Below are 23,349 nucleotides of genomic sequence, written 5' to 3'. Positions count from 1 at the left end.
ACTGCGCTGCAGGTCAAGGGTGACAACCTTCTTTTAAACAAAAAAGGCTCCGATTTGCATCAGAACCTTTTTTAAATATGATTATCGCCTAAGCGAAATTTCTATTTTACTGCATCAATTACAGCTTTGAAAGCTTCTGGGTGATTCATTGCTAAATCAGCCAATACTTTACGGTTTAAACCGATTTCTTTTGAAGCTAGTTTACCGATTAATTGAGAGTAAGAAATACCGTGTTGACGTGCACCAGCATTGATACGTTGGATCCACAATCCGCGGAATTCTCTTTTCTTAACCTTACGGTCACGGTATGCATATTGCAAACCTTTTTCTACTGTGTTTTTAGCAACAGTATAAACCTTACTTCTTGCTCCCCAATAACCTTTGGCTAAATTAAGGATCTTTTTTCTTCTTCTTCTTGAAGCTACTGCGTTTACCGAACGTGGCATGTTGTTGTTGTTTTTTGGTAAGCGGCGCCCATTTACGGGACTTTAATGCCTGATACCTGGTGAAATTAATGAATTATTTTCCGATGCAAAGCATACGTTTTACGTTACCTGAATCTGCATCAGTTACAATTCCTGCATTTCCAAGGGCGCGTTTACGTTTAGTACTCATCTTGGTTAAGATGTGACTTTTGTATGCTTTGTTTCTTTTGATTTTACCTGTTCCAGTAAGCGAAAAACGCTTTTTGGCACTGGAATTGGTTTTCATTTTTGGCATAACCTGTTATTTAATTTATAAAATTGTTTTTATTTTTTCGCTACTTTAGGTGCAACTGTTAGGAACATCCGTTTACCTTCTAATTTAGGCAACAACTCTACTTTTCCAACATCTTCCAAAGCCTGGGCAAATTTCAATAATAAAATTTCTCCCTGCTCTTTGTATACAATTGCCCTACCTTTAAAATGCACGTAAGCCCTAACTTTCTCACCGTTCTCCAAAAAGCTTACCGCATGTTTTAATTTAAACTGGAAATCGTGGTCATTGGTATTAGGACCAAAACGGATCTCCTTAATTACAGTTTGTTTGGCATTAGCTTTAATTTCTTTTTGCTTTTTCTTTTGCTCGTAAACAAATTTACTGTAATCAATAATCCTACAAACTGGCGGTACAGCGTTTGGAGAAATCTCTACCAAATCCAATTCCAGTTCATCAGCAAGCGCCAAAGCTTTCGCCAAAGGATAAATCCCCGGTTCAACATTATCGCCAGCTAAACGCACTTCAGGCGATTTTATATACTGATTAATGTTATGCTCTGCTTCTTTTTTCTTAAAAGGTGGACGTGGTCCCCTGTTAAATCCTGGTCTTCCTAATGCCAAATTTGTATTATTTTAATTTAAACTGTTATTTCTTTTCTTAATAAATTGTTGAACTCTTCCAACGTCATTTCGCCTAAATCTCCCTCTCCATGTTTACGAACAGAAACTTTCCCTTCCGCCATCTCTTTATCGCCGATAATGAGCATGTATGGGATCTTTTTAACCTCCGCATCGCGTATTTTGCGACCGATTTTCTCATCACGAAAGTCAATCAGCCCGCGAATATCGGAATTATTTAGTTCATCTAAAACTTTTTTTGCATATTCTTCATATTTTTCTGAAATGGGAAGAATAATAAACTGTTCAGGACTTAACCATAATGGGAAGTTTCCGGCACAATGTTCGATCAAAACCGCAATAAATCTTTCCAATGAACCGAAAGGTGCACGGTGAATCATTACTGGTCTGTGCTTCTGGTTATCACTACCAGTATATTCCAGTTCGAAACGCTCCGGTAGATTGTAGTCAACCTGAATAGTACCCAACTGCCATTTTCTGCCTAAAGCATCTTTCACCATAAAATCAAGCTTAGGACCATAAAAGGCCGCTTCGCCATATTCTACAACAGTATTTAAGCCTTTTTCTGCAGCAGCTTCGATAATGGCAGTTTCTGATAATTTCCAGTTTTCATCAGAACCAATATACTTCGATTTGTTCTCCGGATCTCTTAACGAAACTTGGGCAGTATAGTTTTCAAAGCCCAACGATTTAAATACATAAAGTACTAAATCGATCACTTTTTTAAATTCATCTTTCACTTGTTCGGGCATACAAAACAAGTGCGCATCATCCTGAGTAAAGCCACGTACACGGGTTAAACCATGTAATTCGCCACTTTGCTCGTAACGATACACCGTACCAAACTCTGCAAAACGAACGGGAAGATCTTTGTAAGAACGTGGTTTGGTCTTATAAATCTCACAGTGGTGCGGGCAGTTCATCGGTTTTAAGAAGAACTCCTCTCCTTCCTGTGGAGTTTTAATTGGTTGGAAAGAGTCTTTACCATATTTTTCCCAGTGACCTGAAGTTACATATAGATTTTTATGTCCGATATGCGGTGTAACAACTTGCTCATATCCTGCTTTTGCCTGTGCTTTAGTCAAGAAATTCACCAAACGTTCGCGCAAAGCAGTTCCTTTAGGCAACCATAGCGGTAAGCCCATACCCACTTTTTCAGAGAAGGCAAAAAGTTCCAATTCTTTTCCCAATTTACGGTGATCGCGTTTTTTCGCTTCCTCAATCATTAAAAGATATTCAGTAAGCTCGCTCGCCTTAGGAAAAGTTACGCCATAAATGCGGGTTAACTGTTTTTTGGTTTCATCACCTCTCCAATATGCACCCGCCACATTCATTAGTTTTACGGCTTTTACAAAACCAGTATTTGGAATATGCGGTCCACGGCATAAATCGGTAAATGAACCCTGGGTATAAAAAGTAATTTTACCATCCTCAAGGCCATCAATTAAATCTAATTTATACTCATCGCCTTTTTCTGTAAAGTATTTCACCGCATCAGCTTTGCTTACACTTTCGCGAACAAAAGTTTCCTTTTGTTTAGCGAGTTCGATGATTTTGGTTTCAATGGCTTTGAAATCATCCGAAGAAAATTCGCGGTCGCCAAAGTCTACATCATAATAGAAACCAGTTTCAATTGCCGGACCAATACCAAATTTTGTACCTGGGTAAAGGGCTTCTAAAGCTTCGGCCATTAAGTGAGCGGATGAATGCCAAAAAGTCGACTTTCCGGCTGCATCATTCCAGGTCAATAATTTTACTGTTGAATCAGACTCGATCGGCCTTGTTGAATCCCAAACCTCGCCGTTAACCTCGGCGGCTAACACGTTGCGGGCTAAGCCCTCTGAAATTGACAATGCAATTTGATGGGCAGAAGTGCCCTTTTCATACTGACGAACAGAACCGTCAGGTAAAGTAATGTTAATCATCTACAACTATGATTTAAATTTTAAATAAAAAAGTTTTAAAGATCACCTACAATGTGATTTTATTTTGTGCAAAAATAGATTTTTTTCGACTAAAAAGCAAGTTAAAGATGATAAGTAAATGCGAACGTTTACACGATAATTTACATTAGACTGGCTTCTACTAATATTTATTGACATGATTATTTTACGCTTTGTCTAACGCAATCGTCATGCTAAATTTATTTTAGCTCCTTTAAAGAATTTAGTCTTCAAACATCTACGCAAAGGAACATCCAAAAACCTCATTACAATATAAGAGAAAACGACTAAAAGCAATACCGAAACCGGAATAACTACCCATAACGTAGACATTGACGGCTTTATTACGGCCACATAAGTTAAAAATAGCCAGATGAAAGGATAATGGGTCATGTACAGAGGATAGGAAATATCACCAGATAACCTGCAAATGTTTTTCAAACCTCCACTCAACCTTGCCCCCGCTCCCAATGATATCAATAATGGAAAGTAAAATAATACTATTATAGATTCGCTAATCCAGTTATAATCATCATTAAAAGGAAATAAAAAGGCGACCAATAATAACGCAGTAAGTCCTAAAAACCCAAATTTGTTTTTAATAATAAGGTTGAGCCGGTAAACAAGCATTCCTGCAGAAAATGAATACAGTACCCTGGCTCCTCCATCCCAAAAATTTTGTCCGCCCCAGCCCCCACTAAGATTTTTAGACCGTACAGCTACATAACAAAGCACCGCCGCTCCGACAAAGACAAGACTTATTAATGCTTTTTTATTAATTCTATAAAGCAGCAGTATGTAGAAGATGTTAGCGATGTATTCCCAAAACAGTGACCACGCCGGCGCATTTAAACAGAATAAATTGGTGTAACGCTCTACCATAATAGGGTATGGAATGAGGAAAGCCGAGGTTAAAAATAACAAAGCTGTTTTACCGAAGCCATAAACAGGGTAAAAATCACTAAAAGGATCAAATAGAAAAGTTAGCAGGCCCAATACAGCGCCAATAACAACCAAAGGGTGTAAACGAATTAATCTTAATTTGAAAAATTGTGTAATACCAAGGTGTGCCGCACGGTTATCGTAGGCGTAGGCCATTACAAAGCCGGATAAACAGAAAAAGAAATCGACAGCCAGATAACCATGACCGATAAAATTTTTGCTATAATCAGTAATGGCAATTTCCATAAAATGAAAAATGACCACCACAATGGCTGCTATGCCTCGTAACCCATCTAAAATTTCGAAATGCTGTTTAGTTGCTAATAAGTTTGTCTTGTTTTCTGCTGTAATCACTTTAGGCCAGGTTTTATCTGAACCCAAGTATACTTATTCTTCAATTGGATGCAAAGACTAAAAATAACTCTTTCAAAAATGATACAAAAAAAGCCCTGAATGCTTACGCTTTTAAGGCTTTATTGTAAGACTTCAGCAGTTAGCCCACGGGCTGGCCAAAAGCACAAACTTCGGAAATTTCGCGAAATAATTAATTCATACCAAATGATCTGATCTGGCTTCCGCCACCACCTGGTCTGTTTTGTCTGAAACGTTTCATCATGTTCTCCATTTTAGATTTGTATTCTTCAGGGCTAATCAGTTTTGCTTTTTTAGGCGCAGTTACATCTTTAGCACTTACATTTCTGTATTCGATGCTTTTGGCAACGGTGCTGTTTCCTCTTCCCTCAATAGCAAGTACCGTACCTTCTGTCCACATATTTGGATTTGGAGAAAAATCGAAACCTAAATCGTTGGTATACCAGATTTTGGTTTCTTCCACCACATTTTTATCCATATCTAAAATTTTGATTGCCCTTGTCGATCTTACAATGGCCTGATGACAGGTAAAACCTAAAATCTGTTTAGTTGAGTCCGTTTTAACCACTTCAATTTTTGGTGCCTGGGCAGCTTTTGCCTTCGTGGTATCATTAGGGTTACCAGCTCCCATTCTGAACGAAGAGATTGGTCCTGAAGTAGAAAGGGTTAATTTGCTTGGCATATAATAGGTAGTATCATTCAGGTCGAATACCTCTGTTAGGCTTTTATCAGCAAAAGTGTAATAATACTCGCGGTTGCCACCAGCACCACCAAAACGCATCATCATCCTACCCATTCCTCCACCGCCACCACCTGCACCGTTGCTATCTTCCGTTTCTTCAACCGGCATATAACTGGCATTGGTTGCTGTAAATAATAATTCAAAATTGGTTTTACTTGAGGAAGGCATCCTTGCTTTCATCTGATCGGTTAACTGAATGCCACTCGCCAAAGCCATTGCGGCAGGATCTACCGTGTTTTCGAATTGTATAGCGCCCGAAGTTTTTTTCTTTTGGGCATTTACCACAGATACAATTGATAAAAACCCAAGTAAAGCGACGGTTATTTTTTTCATTTTGATTTTGTTTTGTGAGTTGGATACAAAAGCCTTGAAAAGGTTTAACAAAGATATTTTAGATTTAATGTAAAACGTGTTAAATAGTGTTAAAGTCAATACCTGGATTGTCCAAATAAGCTGTTTAAAGCCCGATGTAATTTATTTTTTACAATTGTATTTTGGAAAGCAGTTGCAGTAGTGCTTCTGTTGTAAAAGTCCCGCCCTTTGCTTAATTCCGATAGAACATACGCTATAGTTTAAAATTGATCTTTAAACCGGGATAACGCTGTTAGTCATCGCCTGCAACGGATCGGGCTGGGGTTTAGTTAAAAAAAAGCTGTGCGCCTTTGTAAGAAAAACCTATCAGGTTTAGGCGGCCGTCACCCTGAACTTCCGCCCGGCCAGTCGGACAGGTGTTTCAGGGTCTTCATAGCAAGGCGGTTTAACAGAAAAGATGCTGACCACGAAGTAGCTACAAGGCCATTGAAAACATCATATCTACTTGTAAAATAAACTCAGCATGACAATCTCGTTATTATAAACACTTAATCAGCTCCTTCCTCGGTCTGTGTCTTCACAGACCGAAATTCTGGTTTTAACGATGATGGTCTGTGAGGACACAGACCATGGAGACGATCAAACCTCGCAGTTTTCAAAACCTTCGACGTTTAAGTTAATATTCGGTACTCTCCAGCCAGCCATTACACAATACATCGGCGATGTGCATGGTTTTGATTGGATGGTTATTTTTATCGATATAACCTTGCAGGTGTAACAGGCATGATAAATCAGTAGAAATGATATAATCAGCACCTTGCGCAAGGGCATGATTTACTTTCTGCTCGGCCATGGCCGATGAAATGGCATCAAATTTAACGGCAAATGTACCACCAAAACCACAGCACATATCCGTATCTTCCATTTCAATCATCTCCAAACCGTGTACTTTAGATAAAAGCTGACGTGGCTCATCCTTGATTTTACATTCGCGCAAAGCACTACACGAATCATGATACACCGCTTTACCTTCCAACTCCGCACCGAAATAATCTTTTTTAGCCACTTTAACCAGGAAATCGGATAACTCCCATATGTTTGATTGTAAACTACGACATTTGTTATGTACAATCGTATTGGTAAAAAGATCATTGAATCCACCTTTCACCATTCCTACGCACGATGCTGATGGCGCCACTACATAAGTGTTTTCGGTAAAATCATTCAGAAACTTCGTGCCCACTTCTTTAGCTTCGTCCCAATAGCCAGCATTGTAAGCCGGTTGTCCACAACAGGTTTGTTTTGAATTATAGTTTACCTCACATCCCGATTTCTCTAATAACTTTAAAGTATTAAAAGCGGTTTCCGGATAAAGTTGATCTACAAAACAAGGCACAAATAATTCTACTTTCATCATATTCTTTACGCTGCAAACTTACAATTTTGCTGGTTCTTTGCGTTCGATTTTCCTTAAGATTACCAAAAAGATTAGTCCTACTATAAAAAATGATGCCAAAGCGATGATCGATTGGCGCATATTATGTGTGATTCCCTCTATAAAAGCAAAGCTAAACAAACCAATTACGATCGCTAATTTTTCTGTAGCATCATAAAAGCTGAAGAATGAAGCAGTATCGGTAGTATTTTCAGGAATATGTTTGGAATATGTAGAACGAGATAGGGATTGGATTCCGCCCATTATTAAACCAACTATGGCAGCCAAGCTATAAAACTGAGCTTCAGTAGTAATTGAATAACCATATACACAGCAAGCTATCCAAATCAATACTACAATAATCAAAACATTTATGTTACCCCATTTTGTTGCCAACCGAGACATTAGCCATGCACCTAAAATTGCAACCAATTGAATAATCAAAATGACAGCAATTAAGCTGCTTGATTCTAATTTCAACACTTTTGCTCCAAAGCCCGCCGCTGCCAGCATAATGGTTTGTACACCCATTGAGTAAAAGAAAAAAGCAATTAAATAATTTTTTAAAAAACTAATCTGTTTTAATTGTTTCCAAACTTTGACAAACTCGCCGAAACTACTTTTAATAAAGCCATGACCATGATCAGGTTGACTTGGAATATCCTTTGGTAAGGCCTTAAACGGAATCTGAGCAAATACAAACCACCATATACCTACTAATAAGAAAGATATTTGAGCAGGAAGGGATTTATCGGTGATGCCAAATAAATCAGGTTTCAATACAAATACGAAACAAATTAACTGAAGTATAACACTGCCAACATAGCCGTATGAAAATCCTTGCGCACTTACTTTATCCTGATTTTCTGTGGATGCAATTATTGGCAAATAAGCATTGTTAAACATCACACCGCCAACATAACCTATTGCGGCTAACACAAAGCAAATAATTCCCATTTCTAGATTTTCGAGTTTGAAGAAAAACAGGCCCATGCAGGCAAATGATCCAACATAGGTGAATAACTTCATGAAAAATTTCTTTTTGCCTTTTGCATCGGCATAAGATGATAAAATCGGCAATAAAACCACCATAACTAAATAAGCGAATGCCAAAGCATAGTTTGATAAAACGGTGTTGATAAAAGTTTTACCAAAAAAGGTTACTTCATCACCGTGCGCTTCAGTTGTGGTTATGGCAACGTAATAAACCGGGAAAATTGTTGAGGTTATAACCAGGTTATAGGCTGAATTTGCCCAATCGAAGAAAGCCCAAGAACGAATGGTTTTCTTATTATCTTTTTCTATCATTTAGTTTTATGGGAGGTTAACAGCTTAATCGATTAATGGATTTATTTTTTTAGGCGATTAAATACTTCATTACAAAACTAATATTTTATCTGTAACTTGTCTGGCATTTTTCTCACATCTCACATCTCACATCTCACATCTCACATCTCACATCTCACATCTCACATCTCACATCTCACATCTCACATCTCACATCTCACATCTCACATCTCACATCTCACATCTCACATCTCACATCTCACATCTCACATCTCACATCTCCAAGTAATACTTCTTCCCATCTGTTTTAATTTTACCGGCATCTAATAATTCTCTAATGGCATCAATTCTTTCCCCTTCATTGCCATTGTTAATATGGGTTACCAAATCATCAAGACTTAAAGGTTGCTGCTGAAGTAGAGAAATAACTTCGTAATCTATTTCTTCACGTAGCGAATGCTGGTTTTCGGCTCTTTTTTCAGCCAGACAAACATCGCAAACGCCACACTTTGTCGCATGGTGTTCATCAAAGTAATGAAGCAACTGGACGCTTCTGCACAAATTAGATGAAGCATAGCTGACCACAGCATTGATCTGTTTATGTAAGATTTCCTTTCTAAGCTCCAGGTATTTTACATCCAGATGAAAATGATCCATATCTACCCTGGACCTGATATATTGCAACTGTGGTTGATCTGTTTGTTGGATATAAGTGAGCAACTCGACTGTTTGTAATTTATCCAGCAGCGCGATAATGTCTTTATAAGATAAGCCTGTTCTATTGGCTAAATCCGACTCATTAATTTTAACAAAACCATCAAAAGCACCGCCGTAGGAACGTAAAATGGTCTTTATTATCCCATCGTAAGCCTTATTTTCGATCTGAAAACGGTAGACATCCTCGTGACTGGCAATAAACATCATCCTGGAAGGCAAAAAAACACTTTCTGAAAAGGTAAGATAGCCATCATGTTCTAAAAACTTTAACGCAGAAATTGTTTTTAAAACACTAACGTTAAATCGCTTACAAAAATCAGCGATATCAAAAGCAAAGGTTAAGCCTTCACCGGCACCAAAGGCCAGTTGAAAATAATTTCCCAGGTAATGATAGGTTTTTCTCATTTCATCTGGTGAAGGGAAACTATCCAAATACCTCGATTCCAAACTCATGATATCCGATTGATTGGCCAATAAAACCGCATAACTTCTTTTTTCATCGCGCCCTGCCCTGCCGGCCTCCTGGTAGTAAGCCTCCAAACTTTCGGGTAAATCTAAATGCACTACAAAACGAACGTCTGCCTTATCTATACCCATCCCGAAAGCATTAGTGGCTACCATAACGCGGGTTTTGTTATTCTTCCATTCTTCCTGCTTTAAGAAACGTACATCACGCTCTAACCCGGCGTGGTAAAAATCGGCTTTGATCCCGTTGCGGTTAATAAAATTGGCTACTTCTGCGGTTTCCCTTCGATTTCGAACATACACCAAGCCAGTCCCTTTTACATTTTTACAGATATCGATCAGCTTTTTATATTTATCCTCATTACCAACAACCACATAGCTTAAGTTATCCCTTGCAAAACTTTTTACAAAAACCTGTGGGTCTTTCATTTCCAGTTTTGCTACAATATCTTTCCGTACAAATTCAGTAGCGGTAGCCGTAAGCGCTAAAACAGGAATATTAGACAGGATTTCGCGAAGTTTGGATAGCTGTAAATATGGTGGACGAAAATCATAACCCCATTGCGAAATACAATGTGCTTCGTCTACCGCTATCAGGTTCACATTCATGTAAGATATCCTGACCTGCACCAATTCCGAAAGCAATCTTTCAGGTGAAAGGTACAGGAATTTAACCTTGCCATAAATGCAGTTATCCAGTAAAATATCGATTTCGCGTTTACCCATACCTGCATAAATGGCAATGGCCTCAATCCCTTTCGATTTTAGGTTTTCTACCTGATCTTTCATCAAAGCAATCAGTGGTGAAACCACTATACAAATTCCTTCTTTTACCAGTGCAGGTACCTGAAAACAAATCGATTTCCCCCCACCCGTGGGCAACAGCGCCAAAGTATCTTTGCCTTCCAAAACCGAAGCAATAATGTCTTCCTGTAAAGGTCTAAAAGCCTGGTGTCTCCAATATTTTTGTAAAATCTCTATTGCTGTCATAAATCGGCGGTATCAAAACTATAAAAAAGCTGTTGATATTGCTAAATTGCTCCACAATTAATCAAAAATTTGATGAAACACCTTTACTTTCTATCCGCTCTTTCTCTGTTATTTTTCAGTGCTAATGCCCAGGAGAAAAAATGGGATATTGAAAAATACCAGGGAACAACCAAAAATTTCACTTTAAACACCGATGAAGGCACATGGATGAATCTGGATGTAAGTCCTGATGGACAGGAAATTGTTTTTGATTTATTGGGGGACATTTATGTTATGCCAATTGCTGGTGGTGTCGCAAAACTGATTAGCGGAGGAATTGCCTGGGATGTTCAGCCGCGCTTTAGCCCTAACGGAAAATATATTTCCTACACCAGCGATAAAAGTGGTGGAGATAATATCTGGATCATGAACCGGGATGGCTCGGGTAAAAAACAAATTACCAAAGAGAGCTTCAGGTTATTGAATAATGCCACCTGGATGCCAAACAGCGAATACATTATTGCGCGTAAGCACTTTACGGCAAGCCGTTCGCTCGGCGCAGGCGAAATGTGGATGTATAGTATAAACGGTGGTGATGGCGTGCAGTTAACTAAACGGAAAAATGATCAGCAGGATGCCGGTGAACCCAACGTTTCGCCTGATGGAAGATATGTTTACTTTAGCGAAGATGTAACTCCAGGCCCAAATTTCGAATACAGTAAAGATCCCAATGGAACCATTTATGCCATTCGTCAGCTGGATTTAACCACTGGAAAATTAAATACCTTAATTGACGAACAGGGAGGTGCTTGCCGTCCGCAGGTTTCTCCGGATGGAAATTTAATCGCTTTTGTAAAACGGGTAAGATTAAAGTCTACCTTATATGTTCAGAACCTCAGAACAGGAGAAGAGTGGCCAATAAATGAAGATTTATCACATGATCAACAAGAAACATGGGCCATTTTTGGGGTTTACCCAAATTTTGCCTGGACACCGGATAGTAAAAGCATCGTTTTTTACGCGAAAGGAAAAATCAGAAAAACAGAAATTGGGACACTGATCAACACCACCATACCTTTTCAGGCCAATACCATCCAAACCGTACAAAAAGCCTTACATTTCGAGCAGCAGGTTTTCAGTAATGAGTTCCAAGCAAAAATGTTAAGGCAGTTAACTACCTCGCCCGACGGAAAAACAGTTGTTTTTAATGCAGCAGGATACTTGTATAAACAGGAATTGCCAGCAGGAACACCGGAAAGATTAACAAATGGCTTAGACTTTGAATTTGAACCGGCCTTTAGTCCTGATGGAAAATACATTATTTATACTACCTGGAGCGATGAGCTACGTGGAGCAGTAAAACGTACAGATATAAAATCTGGAAAAACCATTATGCTAACTGATGAAAAAGGTTTTTATTATTCGCCAAAATATTCTACCAAGGGAGATAAAATTGTCTTTAGAAAAGGGAGTGGGAACGACGTCTTAGGCTATAACTTCGGTCGGGGCACCGGTATTTTTATAATGCCGTCCAATGGTGGTGCTAAAACTTTGATTTCGGACAATGGAATCCGCCCGCAGTTTAACAATGCCGATACGCGCATTTATTTCCAAAGTTATGCTGATGGAAAAAAAGCGTTAAAAAGTATTGACCTGAACGGTGCAAACGAAAGGACTCATTTTACCTCACAATACGCGAATCAGTTTGTAATTAGCCCGGACAATAAATGGTTGGCATTTAATGAATTATTTAATGTTTACATCACGCCAATGATCAACATCGGTACAGCACAGGATGCTTCTGCAGGCAATAATTCCATCCCGGTTACCAAAGTAACAACTGATGGCGGAACATATATGCAATGGAGTGCAGATAGTAAAACTCTGCATTGGACATTAGGTCCAAAATACTTTACTATTGATGTAAGCAGTGCATTCAATTTTGATGGCACTACGCCGAAAACTGAAGCTTCTGCCATAGACATTAACTTGACACTAAAATCGGACATGCCTACCGGAACACTTGCACTTAAAGGAGCAAGGATTATTTCGATGAAAGGTGATGAGGTGATTGAAAATGGAACCATCATTACCGAAGGAAATAAAATTACGGCAATAGGAAAAGCAGATGCAGTAAATATTCCGGCCAATGCCAAAATAATTGATGTTAACGGCAAAACAATTATGCCCGGCCTTGTTGATGTTCATGCACACCTGCGAACCAGTCCGGATGGAATAACGCCTCAAAGCGACTGGAGTTATATGGCGAACCTGGCTTTTGGTGTAACTACTTCACACGATCCATCAAGCAATACTGAAATGGTTTTTAGCCAAAGCGAAATGCTGAAGGCTGGCAGAATAGTTGGTCCGAGGGTTTATTCTACTGGATCTATTTTATATGGTGCAGATGGCGATTTCAAGGTGGTGATTAACAGTTTGGATGATGCATTGGCCAACCTTCGCCGGTTGAAAGCTGTAGGTGCATTTTCGGTTAAATCATATAACCAACCCCGTAGAGAGCAGCGTCAGCAAATTTTGGAAGCAGCCCGCCAGCTTAAAATGGAGGTTGTACCCGAAGGCGGTTCCACATTTTTCACCAATATGAACATGGTTGCTGATGGACATACCGGCATTGAGCACAGTATTCCTGTTTTGCCGGTTTATAAAGATGTAACCACGCTTTGGAACAATACAGAAGTAGCCTATACCCCAACTTTAATTGTAGCTTATGGCGGCCAGTGGGGCGAAAACTATTGGTACGACAGGACCAACGTATGGGAAAACGAAAAATTGATGACTTACACCCCTCGCTCTATTATTGACTCAAGAGCAAGACGTAGAACTACGTCCGAATACAGTGACTACAACCATATTGAAGTTGCCAAAGCCACCAAGCAAATTGCTGATGGTGGTACCAAAGTTAACCTTGGTGCACATGGGCAGATACAGGGTTTAGGAGCGCACTGGGAGTTGTGGATGCTGGTTCAGGGTGGATTTAGTCCGCTGCAGGCCATAAGGTCTGCCACATTAAACGGTGCAAGCTATTTAGGCATGAACAAAGAAATCGGTTCATTAGAAGTGGGTAAACTGGCAGATATGGTGATTATGGATGCCAACCCTTTAGATGATATCCGCAATTCTGAAAAAATCAAATATGTAATGATTAATGGCCGGCTTTACGATAGCGCCACTTTAAACGAAGTAGGTACGCGAGAAAAACTTCGAGGCAAGTTATGGTTCGAGAGTGCAAAAGGAAACGGCTACATTATTCCAAACGGGGAATCAGAAACCTGGACGTTTACGGTTCCACATTGTGATTAAGAAAGAAGTTAGCACTGACCGTAAACCATATAAGGGATACAAGATCCAATCAGGATAATAATGATATTGCTTATATGGTCAGGAAATAGTAAATGAATCATTAACCGCAACTGCAAAGGGCATGAAGATAAGTTAATAACTCTCTTTAAATACATATATGAAACCTAACAAGTTCTACATTACAGCATCAGTTATATTCTTAATCTTAAGTATAGCGGCTTTCTCCTATAGCGGATATGATATCTTGGGTATCCAAACTGTAAACTTGTTTTTAGCATTGATCGCGATGGCCTACATCACTGCCTTTATAGCAGTAATGAAAGATAGAAAATCGGCTATTTCATGGCTGCTTCTCATCTTAAATTCGATTGTGCTTATTTGCATCATTTACTTCCTAACGCACTTTAAAATGAAGATGTAACTATGTATGCGTAAGTTTTATACAACTCATTGCCTTTATCCAAATTTCCATTCTTGTCATTCTTAACGCAGTGAAGAATCTTTTTAAAGTAATATTTAAAACTACAATTAATCAATCCCTTAAATTTGAAGCTGTATGTTCACTCCAAATAGACCCTGAATCAAGTTCAGGGGTTGACGAATCGAGTAAAGAAACAGATTCTTTTGATCAGTACCTTATAAACTGAATTCGATAATTATTTACTTAAAATAGTGTTGTAAAAGCGATTAATTTCGATCTATTCGCCATGCTGAATTTATTTTACAGGTAGAAGTAGCGTTTTCAATTATCTTGTAGCTATTGCGTAGTCAGCATCTGTTAGCATGAAAGACCCTGAAATGAATTTAAGAGGACGACTCTGAATTGAAAATATCTTACAGGAGTCATTTAAGGCTGAACTATTAATTAAATTCAGGTTTATAATATTAGTAAACCGTATTCCCTCAAAGTATTAATCGGTTTCGAATACCAGAAAAGTTCGAAATTCTCCAATTCCGTTTCAAAATCCGTTTTAATCTCCTGGAAAGTATATACTCTTTCGTTCGAGATCGAAATTTTACTTAAAATGTCATTTAACCATTCACCTTCTTGTTTATTGGTTTGAATGGTAAAAGTTTCCTTTTTATCGTGAAACGTAATTGAGGCCATTTCCCAGGTATTTCCCTTTTTCGATTTGGTAAAATACGCTGAAGTGGGCTTTCCTCCTATCCATACTACTTTTGCAGTTGGTTTAGTGTGAAATTGATTATTGTCGGTTAACGCCTTTTCAATAAAATCAGCAGGAATTTTGGTCTTGGGGATTTTAAAATCGAACCAATCCTGCAGTTCGTAATCAAAACAGATTCCATGCATAAAATTGAAAAGCGATTTTTTTAAACCATAACTGAATTTATTGTGATCTATCCCGGTTTTATCGGTATAATTGATATCGTTATTCGCAAAAGTTCCGATCACTTCGGTATCTCTAACTATACCAAATTTCTCGGGATACATCCCTACAGGGCTATGCGCTGTCATGGCAAATTGATGCCAAAAGCCAGATTGCAATATGCCAGCTTCAAACAGTTGGCGTACCATCTCTAAACTATCAATTGTTTCTTGTACCGTTTGCGTAGGATAGCCGTACATCAAATAAGCATGTACCATAATGCCCGCTTGGGTAAAGTTACGCGTAACCTTTGCTACCTGTTCAACCGTTACCCCTTTATCAATTAACTTTAACAAACGATCTGAAGCAACTTCCAATCCGCCTGAAACTGCAATACAACCTGATGCCTTCAACAACAAACATAAATCCAGCGTAAAACTTTTCTCGAACCTGATGTTAGTCCACCAGGTAACTGCTAGTTTTCTTCTGATAATTTCAAGTGCTACTTCTCGCATCAGTGCCGGTGGTGCAGCTTCATCAACAAAATGAAAACCATTCTGTCCGGTTTTAGCATACAAATCCTCTATGCGGTCAACAATTAACCTGGCTGCAACAGGTTCATAAACTTTAATATAATCCAGCGAAATATCACAAAAGGTACATTTGCCCCAATAACAGCCATGTGCCATTGTGAGTTTGTTCCAACGCCCATCGCTCCACATGCGATGCATGGGGTTAACAATTTCAATTACAGAAATGTATTTATCCAAAAGAAGATCGGTATAATCTGGCGTACCTACATCTGCCTGTTTGTAATCATTTCTAAACGCATCATTTCGGTAAACCACTTTGTCCTTTTCGAGCAGAAAGGTTCTTTTATAAAAATGGGCCTCTGCAGGAAAAGGATGCATGATATTATGATACAACAATTCAATCGGAAGTTCACCGTCGTCCAGCGTGATGTAATCGAAAAATTCAAAAACACGTACATCTGACAAAGATCTTAATTCGGTATTGGGGAAACCGCCACCCATTGAAATTTTTATTTCAGGGTAATTTGCTTTTATCCATTGCGCACAACGAAAAGCACTGTATAAATTGCCTGGGAAAGGAACAGAAATCAGGAATAATTTTGGTTGAACTTTTTCAATTTTATCTTTTAAAACCGAAATCAGGATTTGATCTATATAAGTAGGTTCTTTTGATAAGGCATTATACAACTCATCAAAAGAATTGGCACTTCTACCTAAACGTTCAGCATAGCGACTAAATCCAAAATTTTCATCAATACACTCAACAATGTAATCAGATATATCTTCGAGGTAAAGTGTGGCCAAATGTTTTGCTTTATCCTGTGTACCCATGGCACCAAAAGCCCAGTCTAATTCTTCCATCTGTGAAAAACGGGAAGCCTGGGGCAAAAAATCGTCACTACAGATCTGCAAGGCAAGGGTTGGATTTTTCCCTTGTAGAAAGGCGATTACCGCATCAATGGTTTTCAGATATTCGATCTGTAAAGCAAAGATTCGCTTGGCGTTATCGCTTATCTGTTTTTGATCGTCTACAATCCATTCATTGTGATCAAATAAATCCTGTAATCCCTTTTTAGAAAAAAGTTCCAAAATCACTTCAATACCTAAATCGGCTTGTGTAGTGCCTATGCCTTTGGTATTCAGAAAACCTTTTATATACGCAGTTGCCGGATATGGGGTATTCAGTTGGGTAAACGGGGGCGTAATGGCAAATATTTCGGTTTTCAAAAGGATTTTTTTTCTGCAAAAGTAAGGGATTTTTCAATTAGTGCCGTCACCCTGAATTCATTTCAGGGTCTTTTTCGAGGGTAAAGTACTAACCATACAGTATCTGGTAGATATCGAAAGATGATTTCGCGCGAAATTAGTTCGATGGCTATGGGATTATCATTATAAGTAGTCGACATGATCCAATTAAACTAAAATATCAATCCAGACGTTCTATCCTTGTATCAATACCTTTTCTGCCTGAATGAAAGTTTTTTGTTTTTACATTATCATGCTCTGTGCACAAGTTAGTTTTGCCCAAAAAACATTTGTTTTCCCCAAAATTAAAACACTAGGTTCTTCTGTTGAACAGCTTACCCCGCCAGACTGGACCATTATCGACCAGGCATATGGCGATTTAAATAACGATGCTTCAGAGGATTTGGCAGTGGTTTTTGAATACAATCGGCCAATTGATGAAACAAGGGTATATGGCGATAATAACACCGACATTATAAAGGAAACGCAAAAACCAAGGGTATTGGCCATATTTTTTAAAGATAAATTAAAGGGAGTTTTTCACCTATCTACTCAAAATAACGATTTCATCCTGCGTTCGAAAGAAGGTGGAAAGTTGGGAGATCCTCTACAACAGATAGTCATTAAAGACCAACAACTTTATCTCCGTTTTCAGGGTGGTTCTGAATGGCGCTGGGAATTAGGTTACACCTTTAAATTTGAAAATAAAGACTGGTTTCTAACCAGTGCCATCAATCTTTACTTTAATCAAAATACTGGCGATATGACCGAAAGGGTTTTTGATTTTAAAACCAGGGAATTATTTACAACTATTGGCAATTTGCACAAAAGGGATATTGCAAACCATAAAACAAGTGAAGTTTTATATTTTTCAGGGCTTAGAACATTTAAAACCTTTAGGAAACCGTGGGCATGGGAAATTATGCCTAACGTTTATTTGTAGTTGATAATATTAGCGCCAGCTTTTAGATCTGATTTTAGCAACGATAAAATCTGCGGAACAAATTCTTTTAGCGTTAAATAGGTATTGTCTAATGCATTTAGAACAATGATCGGTAGTGTATATTTTTCGAAATTTTGCTGAAACTGTAAATTTTTATCAAATGTGATCAGTATATGAAAATCATCAGCGATCATTAGTTTAAGCAATTCACCATTTTTAACACCATTCCATCCCATATCCCTAACTGTATAAATTTCATGCCCAGCAAAATGTTCTTTTAATCTTTTGGGAAGATTTTCATCAAGAAGCAATTTCATATATTTTATCTATATGATCAGAAGTTAACAACTTATTTGCAACTTCTAATACGTTGACCACTTGTATCTTAGACACACTTGGAAAGTCTTCTAAAAATTCATCAATGGTAATGCCTTTTTCTATATGAAAAAATAAGGTTTCAACAGGCACCCTTGTACCTGTAAAAACAGGCAAACCGCCTAAAACATCAGTATTAGCTGAAATGATATTTTTTAATGATTCCATAATGTATCAAATTTACTAAATTGTAGTGGCATAATCTAAAGATTATTAACATATCTATCTTAATTTTTTGTTTTTACCAAATGTCGATGTTTTTATTAAATAATTCTGATAGAACGAAAAGCCTGAAGCTTTAGTGAGGACTTATAGGAATTGCAGGGTTGCAGTAACCGAAGTATTGCGACCGCTCATTATTGAAAAACTTAAGCACTTTAATCACGTAAAGGCATACAAATAGGGCTACTTAAAAAGCTATCAGGTTTCATCGGTATTATTGAGGCTTACACAGTTTAAAAATGAAAGGTTTAGATAGACCCTGAAATAAATTCAGGGTGACGGATGTTATAAATTCTGTGCAATCACAAAACCACTGGCCCAGGCCCATTGGAAATTATAGCCACCCAGCCAACCCGTAACATCCAAACACTCGCCGCCAAAAAACAGATTGGGGATCTTTTTACATTCCAAAGTTTTGGAAGAAATTTCGTTCGTATCAATTCCGCCACGCATCACCTCGGCCTTATCATACCCTTTATCGCCAGCGGGTTTTACTTTAAAATGATGGATTGTCTGTTCAATTAAATCAATATCCGATTTTGTTAGCGCCGCGACCGGCTTATTTAGCGGTAAAAACTTGCCCAATGCATCGGTAAATTTCCTGGTATACATTCGGTTTAACAGTGTAGATAGTAAGGTTTTCCCGTTTGTTTTTCTTTCTGCATCCAATAACGAAACGATATCTTGATGTGGTAGTAAATCTATATTAACCGTCCCCCCCCTTCTCCAAAAAGAAGATATTTGCAAAATAGCCGGACCGCTCAATCCCCAATGGGTAAAAAGAATATTTTCCTGAAAAGAAATTTTCTCATTGCTCACTTCGCAAAAAACAGTATTACCCGAAAGTTGTGCAAACCACTCTTCGTCCTTCCCGGTAATGGTTAAGGGAACCAGGGCCGGTGCAGTTTCGATAATCCTAAGGTTATTCTTCCTGGCAATACGTAAAGCAAAATCGGTAGCACCCATTTTTGGGATGGGCAAGCCCCCTGTGGCAATCACCAGTTTTTCGGCTGTCAAAACAGTGAGTTTTCCGCTTTTATCATAACTTATTTTAAAACCTTCAGGTAATATTTCAATATCTTTTATTTCAACATTACACCGAATTTCCTGTCCAAAATCATTGCAAATGGAAGTAAAAACCTGTACCACATCCTTGGCATTTTTATGGTCAGGAAATAATTGCCCCAAAGTTTTTTCCTTGCCTTCAATACCGTAAGTTTCAAAAAAACTGATGGTATCGTCAACCGTCCATTGGTTAAAAGCCGATTTTATAAAATGGGGATTGGCAGATATAAACTGCTCTGCTGATGCATATTGGTTGGTATAATTACAACGGCCACCTCCTGAAATCAAGATTTTGGCGCCAGGCTTCTCGTTCTTTTCCAGCACAATTACTTTCTTCCCCAGATAGCCTGCCTGCACCGCACACATCAATCCACAGGCGCCTGCACCAATAATTATTGCATCTGCATTCATCAATAAAATTTATTATGGTTACTTTTGCACAAAAGTAGCATTATTTTCAAGCGCATGGCAAAACAGATTAGCGAATTAAAATTAGGTATTTTAGGTGGCGGACAACTGGGCAGGATGCTCATTCAACAAGCCATTAACTACAATGTAACTACATTAGTTTTAGACCCGGATCCTGATGCTCCATGTAAACACATCTCCAATTACTTCGAAAATGGTTCCATTACCGATTTCGATACGGTTTATAATTTTGGTAAGAAAGCTGATATCATCACCATTGAAATTGAAAAAGTAAATATTGATGCTCTTGAGCAACTTGAGAAAGAAGGCAAAAAGGTATTTCCGCAATCAAGAGTAATCCGTTTAATCCAGGATAAAGGTGTACAAAAACAGTTTTTTAAAGAAAACGACATTCCAACCTCTCCTTTCCAGATTGTAAATACAAAGGAAGATATGGAAAACTGTAATATTCCTTTTCCATACATTTTAAAACTTCGGAAAGATGGTTATGACGGCAAAGGTGTAATGAAAATCAATAGTGCAGCCGATCTGGATAAAGCCTTCGATGCACCTTGCATTGTTGAAAAACTGGTAAATTTTGAAAAAGAAGTCGCTGTAATTGTGGCACGTAATGCCAATGGCGATGTAAAAACCTTTCCAATGGTTGAAATGGAATTTAATCCGGAAGCCAATTTGGTTGAGTTTCTGATTTCGCCTTCTACTTTTGCAGAAAGTTTACAACAAAAAGCAGAAAACATCGCTAAAAACATCGCTTCTGCCATGAATATTACCGGTATATTAGCGGTAGAAATGTTTGTATGTAAAGATGGTGAATTATTGGTGAATGAGGTTGCTCCCCGCCCACACAATAGCGGTCATCAAACCATTGAGGGCAATTATGTTTCTCAGTTCGAACAGCATTTGCGCTCTATTTATAATTTGCCATTGGGTGATACCAGCAGCATAACCAATGCCATTATGATTAATCTTCTTGGTGAAAAAGGCTTTGAGGGTGTAGCCCAATATGAAAATCTCGAAAAAGTACTCGCCATTGATGGTGTTTATGTTCACCTATATGGCAAAAAGTACACTAAACCTTTCCGTAAGATGGGGCATGTAACCATTGTTGATATAGACAGGGAAAAGGCAATTGAAAAAGCGAGGTTCGTACAAAAAACATTAAAGGTAATTGCATAAGCCCAAAAGCCCCCTGAAGTGGGGAACTAATAGCGAGGTGGAAATACAATTTTAAAAGAAAATAATTAGAAATAAAATAAATATGAGTCAAGTAAATTCAAATTCGGCCTTAGTTGGGATTATAATGGGTAGCAAATCAGATTTGCCTGTGATGCAGGATGCTGCCGATGTATTAAAAGAATTTGGAATAAACTACGAAATTACCGTAGTTTCTGCGCACAGAACGCCAGAGCGCATGTTCAATTACGCTAAAGAAGCACAGGGCCGTGGCTTAAAAGTAGTTATTGCGGGTGCGGGCGGCGCGGCGCATTTACCTGGAATGGTGGCTTCGATCACTACTTTACCGGTAATCGGTGTTCCGGTTAAATCATCAAACTCGATAGACGGTTGGGATAGTATTTTATCTATTTTACAAATGCCGAATGGCATTCCGGTAGCCACAGTAGCTTTAAACGCGGCTAAAAATGCAGGTTTATTGGCCTCGCAGATTCTAGCTACCGCTGACGAATCCTTAACTGTTAAAATGCAGGCTTATAAGGATGAGTTGAGAAAAAAAGTGGAGGAAAGCGCTGATAGTCTGGAGTCATAAGTCGGGAGTTTTTAGTCTGTTTAATCGTAAACTGAATTCGATTAAATATTTGTTTAAAATATCCTTTTTAGTTCAGCTTCTCAGCGCCGTCTTCATGCTGAATCTATTTCAGCATCTTACTAATATGATAGACCCTGAAATGAATTCAGGATGACGGATCTAAGTCTAAACATTCTAAGAAAATCCCTCAAAAACATACAGATAAAGAGATGATGTTATTCCTGCGTAAATGTAAAAGGGCAATGGAAATAAATTTACATCGCCCGTTTTATTTTAATATTATTTTCGAAAAACTGCCATTTGCCAACTAAAACTAAACTAATTTAAACTCGGATCAACCGGAAAATTACTAATGTGCGCATACTTTGGGCCCAGGTTTACAATTACATCCCGCCAAAGTTTTTCATCATCATGACTAAAAATCAGATCAGGGTTAAACGTATCACTTACCATCCAGGCGTTCTGCTGTATTTCATGATCGAGCTGATTCTGATCCCAGCCCGAATAACCCAGAAAGAATTTCACCTCATCCTCTTTTATCGCATTTGTATTGATGAGGATTTTAAGGGTTTCAAAATTTCCGCCCCAGTATAAACCATTGCCGATGGGTTCTCCACTTTGTAACTTATCATAACACCTGTGGATAAAGTGTAAGGTATCTGCCGCAACCGGACCGCCGAAATAAATATAATTTTTAGCATCCCATAAATCTGGTATTACATCGTTCAATACCAGATTTCCTATCTGATTAAGAATATAACCCACAGTTCCATCCTCTCCATGTTCCGTTAATAACACAACAGATCTTTTAAAATTGGGATCGGCCATAAAGGGTTCAGAGATAAGCAAGCGGCCGGTTTTTGGTTTTATATTGTTTAGCATGATGATAATCATTTGTTACACCGTAAAAGATGCCTATTTTTGTTAAATGCAAGTTACAAATGAATTTCTACAAAACCTGCGCCAAGATTACAAAAGCGCTTCGCTTGACGAATCTGACGTTGATCCAGATCCGATTGTCCAGTTTCAAAAATGGTTTCAACATGCTGTTGACGCGCAGATATACGAACCCAATGTAATGACTCTTGCCACCGCAGATAAAGCAGGTCGTCCGGATGCCCGCATTGTTTTACTTAAAGGTGTTGATCAAGATGGCTTCAGGTTTTTCACCAATTATCTAAGTGCCAAAGGAAAAGAATTAAAACGCAATCCGAATGCAGCTTTAGTGTTTTTCTGGCCTGAATTGGAAAGACAGGTAAGAATTGAAGGAACCGTAGAAAAACTGGATAAGGAAACTTCGGAAGCCTATTTTAATACCAGACCGATTGCCAGCCAGATTGGTGCCGTAGTTTCACCACAAAGCCAGATTATCCCAAACAGGAGATTTTTGGAAGAGAAAGTTGAAGAACTTAAAGCTAAAAGTGCCGATAAAGGTGTAGCCAAACCAGCGCATTGGGGTGGTTATTTAGTAAAACCAACAAGAATAGAGTTTTGGCAAGGCAGAAGAAGTAGGTTGCACGATAGGATAAACTTTGAACTGTTAAAAGGAAGCTGGACAAAAACCAGGTTGGCACCTTAATGTTGTTCATCCAACTCGATAAA

The 23,349-nt window shown here is 38.4% G+C and carries 20 protein-coding genes; 6 read left to right on the top strand and 14 right to left on the bottom strand.

What is annotated here, in order from left to right:
* Positions 1 to 101: 101 nt before the first annotated feature.
* The 9 genes from rplT to PGN18_RS18255 form a co-directional block, all read right to left on the bottom strand.
* The gene (gene rplT / locus PGN18_RS18295) at positions 102 to 446 is read right to left on the bottom strand and encodes a 50S ribosomal protein L20 (protein WP_025144714.1); all 345 of its coding nucleotides are present in this window, start codon (positions 444 to 446) and stop codon (positions 102 to 104) included.
* A gap of 73 nt (positions 447 to 519) precedes the next feature.
* Complete coding sequence (rpmI, locus tag PGN18_RS18290) at positions 520 to 720, bottom strand: 50S ribosomal protein L35 (RefSeq protein ID WP_010600880.1); 201 nt, start codon at positions 718 to 720, stop codon at positions 520 to 522.
* A gap of 29 nt (positions 721 to 749) precedes the next feature.
* The gene (gene infC, locus PGN18_RS18285; protein WP_051691975.1) at positions 750 to 1,319 is read right to left on the bottom strand and encodes a translation initiation factor IF-3; all 570 of its coding nucleotides are present in this window, start codon (positions 1,317 to 1,319) and stop codon (positions 750 to 752) included.
* 17 nt (positions 1,320 to 1,336) lie between these two features.
* Positions 1,337 to 3,262 carry a threonine--tRNA ligase gene (gene thrS, locus PGN18_RS18280; RefSeq protein WP_335321036.1) on the bottom strand — a complete coding sequence of 642 codons (1,926 nt, stop codon included), beginning with the start codon at positions 3,260 to 3,262 and terminating at the stop codon, positions 1,337 to 1,339.
* A gap of 207 nt (positions 3,263 to 3,469) precedes the next feature.
* A complete protein-coding gene (locus PGN18_RS18275) occupies positions 3,470 to 4,576 on the bottom strand; it encodes an acyltransferase family protein (protein WP_335321035.1) in 1,107 nt (368 codons plus the stop codon).
* A 190-nt stretch (positions 4,577 to 4,766) separates the two neighbouring features.
* Positions 4,767 to 5,669, bottom strand: a complete 903-nt coding sequence (locus PGN18_RS18270) for a hypothetical protein (protein ID WP_335321034.1) — start codon at positions 5,667 to 5,669, stop codon at positions 4,767 to 4,769.
* Between the two features lie 655 nt (positions 5,670 to 6,324).
* A complete protein-coding gene (locus tag PGN18_RS18265; RefSeq protein WP_335321091.1) occupies positions 6,325 to 7,062 on the bottom strand; it encodes a (Fe-S)-binding protein in 738 nt (245 codons plus the stop codon).
* Positions 7,063 to 7,083: 21 nt separating this feature from the next.
* Positions 7,084 to 8,391: an MFS transporter gene (locus PGN18_RS18260; protein ID WP_335321033.1), complete on the bottom strand. Its 1,308-nt coding sequence runs from the start codon at positions 8,389 to 8,391 to the stop codon at positions 7,084 to 7,086.
* 252 nt (positions 8,392 to 8,643) lie between these two features.
* Positions 8,644 to 10,542, bottom strand: coding sequence for a RecQ family ATP-dependent DNA helicase (locus PGN18_RS18255; protein WP_335321032.1), 1,899 nt, complete (start codon positions 10,540 to 10,542; stop codon positions 8,644 to 8,646).
* 72 nt (positions 10,543 to 10,614) lie between these two features.
* On the opposite strand from PGN18_RS18255, the gene PGN18_RS18250 reads away from it, so the two are divergent.
* Both PGN18_RS18250 and PGN18_RS18245 read left to right on the top strand, forming a co-directional pair.
* A complete protein-coding gene (locus tag PGN18_RS18250) occupies positions 10,615 to 13,842 on the top strand; it encodes an amidohydrolase family protein (RefSeq protein WP_335321031.1) in 3,228 nt (1,075 codons plus the stop codon).
* A gap of 157 nt (positions 13,843 to 13,999) precedes the next feature.
* Positions 14,000 to 14,263: a hypothetical protein gene (locus PGN18_RS18245; RefSeq protein ID WP_335321030.1), complete on the top strand. Its 264-nt coding sequence runs from the start codon at positions 14,000 to 14,002 to the stop codon at positions 14,261 to 14,263.
* Positions 14,264 to 14,719: 456 nt separating this feature from the next.
* Here the strand turns inward: PGN18_RS18245 and PGN18_RS18240 are convergent, their stop codons facing one another.
* Positions 14,720 to 16,930: a B12-binding domain-containing radical SAM protein gene (locus tag PGN18_RS18240; RefSeq protein ID WP_335321029.1), complete on the bottom strand. Its 2,211-nt coding sequence runs from the start codon at positions 16,928 to 16,930 to the stop codon at positions 14,720 to 14,722.
* A 271-nt stretch (positions 16,931 to 17,201) separates the two neighbouring features.
* Between PGN18_RS18240 and PGN18_RS18235 the strand changes: the two genes are divergently transcribed.
* Positions 17,202 to 17,891 carry a hypothetical protein gene (locus tag PGN18_RS18235; RefSeq protein WP_335321028.1) on the top strand — a complete coding sequence of 230 codons (690 nt, stop codon included), beginning with the start codon at positions 17,202 to 17,204 and terminating at the stop codon, positions 17,889 to 17,891.
* On the opposite strand, the gene PGN18_RS18230 is transcribed toward PGN18_RS18235, so the two are convergent.
* The 3 genes from PGN18_RS18230 to PGN18_RS18220 form a co-directional block, all read right to left on the bottom strand.
* Complete coding sequence (locus PGN18_RS18230) at positions 17,882 to 18,208, bottom strand: DUF5615 family PIN-like protein (RefSeq protein ID WP_335321027.1); 327 nt, start codon at positions 18,206 to 18,208, stop codon at positions 17,882 to 17,884. The genes PGN18_RS18235 and PGN18_RS18230 overlap by 10 nt on opposite strands.
* Complete coding sequence (locus PGN18_RS18225) at positions 18,192 to 18,434, bottom strand: DUF433 domain-containing protein (RefSeq protein WP_335321026.1); 243 nt, start codon at positions 18,432 to 18,434, stop codon at positions 18,192 to 18,194. The genes PGN18_RS18230 and PGN18_RS18225 overlap by 17 nt, the downstream gene beginning before the upstream one ends.
* Positions 18,435 to 18,773: 339 nt before the next feature.
* Positions 18,774 to 19,964 carry an NAD(P)/FAD-dependent oxidoreductase gene (locus PGN18_RS18220; RefSeq protein WP_335321025.1) on the bottom strand — a complete coding sequence of 397 codons (1,191 nt, stop codon included), beginning with the start codon at positions 19,962 to 19,964 and terminating at the stop codon, positions 18,774 to 18,776.
* 54 nt (positions 19,965 to 20,018) lie between these two features.
* On the opposite strand from PGN18_RS18220, the gene PGN18_RS18215 reads away from it, so the two are divergent.
* Both PGN18_RS18215 and purE read left to right on the top strand, forming a co-directional pair.
* Positions 20,019 to 21,158, top strand: coding sequence for a 5-(carboxyamino)imidazole ribonucleotide synthase (locus tag PGN18_RS18215; RefSeq protein WP_335321024.1), 1,140 nt, complete (start codon positions 20,019 to 20,021; stop codon positions 21,156 to 21,158).
* Positions 21,159 to 21,240: 82 nt separating this feature from the next.
* On the top strand, positions 21,241 to 21,747 hold the full coding sequence (gene purE / locus PGN18_RS18210) for a 5-(carboxyamino)imidazole ribonucleotide mutase (RefSeq protein WP_335321023.1): 507 nt from the start codon (positions 21,241 to 21,243) through the stop codon (positions 21,745 to 21,747).
* 318 nt (positions 21,748 to 22,065) lie between these two features.
* Here purE and PGN18_RS18205 read toward each other — a convergent pair whose 3' ends face one another.
* Complete coding sequence (locus PGN18_RS18205) at positions 22,066 to 22,629, bottom strand: YqgE/AlgH family protein (protein ID WP_335321022.1); 564 nt, start codon at positions 22,627 to 22,629, stop codon at positions 22,066 to 22,068.
* 46 nt (positions 22,630 to 22,675) lie between these two features.
* Between PGN18_RS18205 and pdxH the strand changes: the two genes are divergently transcribed.
* Positions 22,676 to 23,326 carry a pyridoxamine 5'-phosphate oxidase gene (gene pdxH, locus PGN18_RS18200; protein ID WP_335321021.1) on the top strand — a complete coding sequence of 217 codons (651 nt, stop codon included), beginning with the start codon at positions 22,676 to 22,678 and terminating at the stop codon, positions 23,324 to 23,326.
* Positions 23,327 to 23,349: the final 23 nt, after the last annotated feature.

The organism is Pedobacter terrae (assembly GCF_036946585.1).
Lineage (GTDB): Bacteria > Bacteroidota > Bacteroidia > Sphingobacteriales > Sphingobacteriaceae > Pedobacter > Pedobacter terrae_C.
The sequence above is the reverse complement of the archived record's forward strand: the minus strand, read 5'-3'. Positions and strand labels throughout refer to the sequence as shown.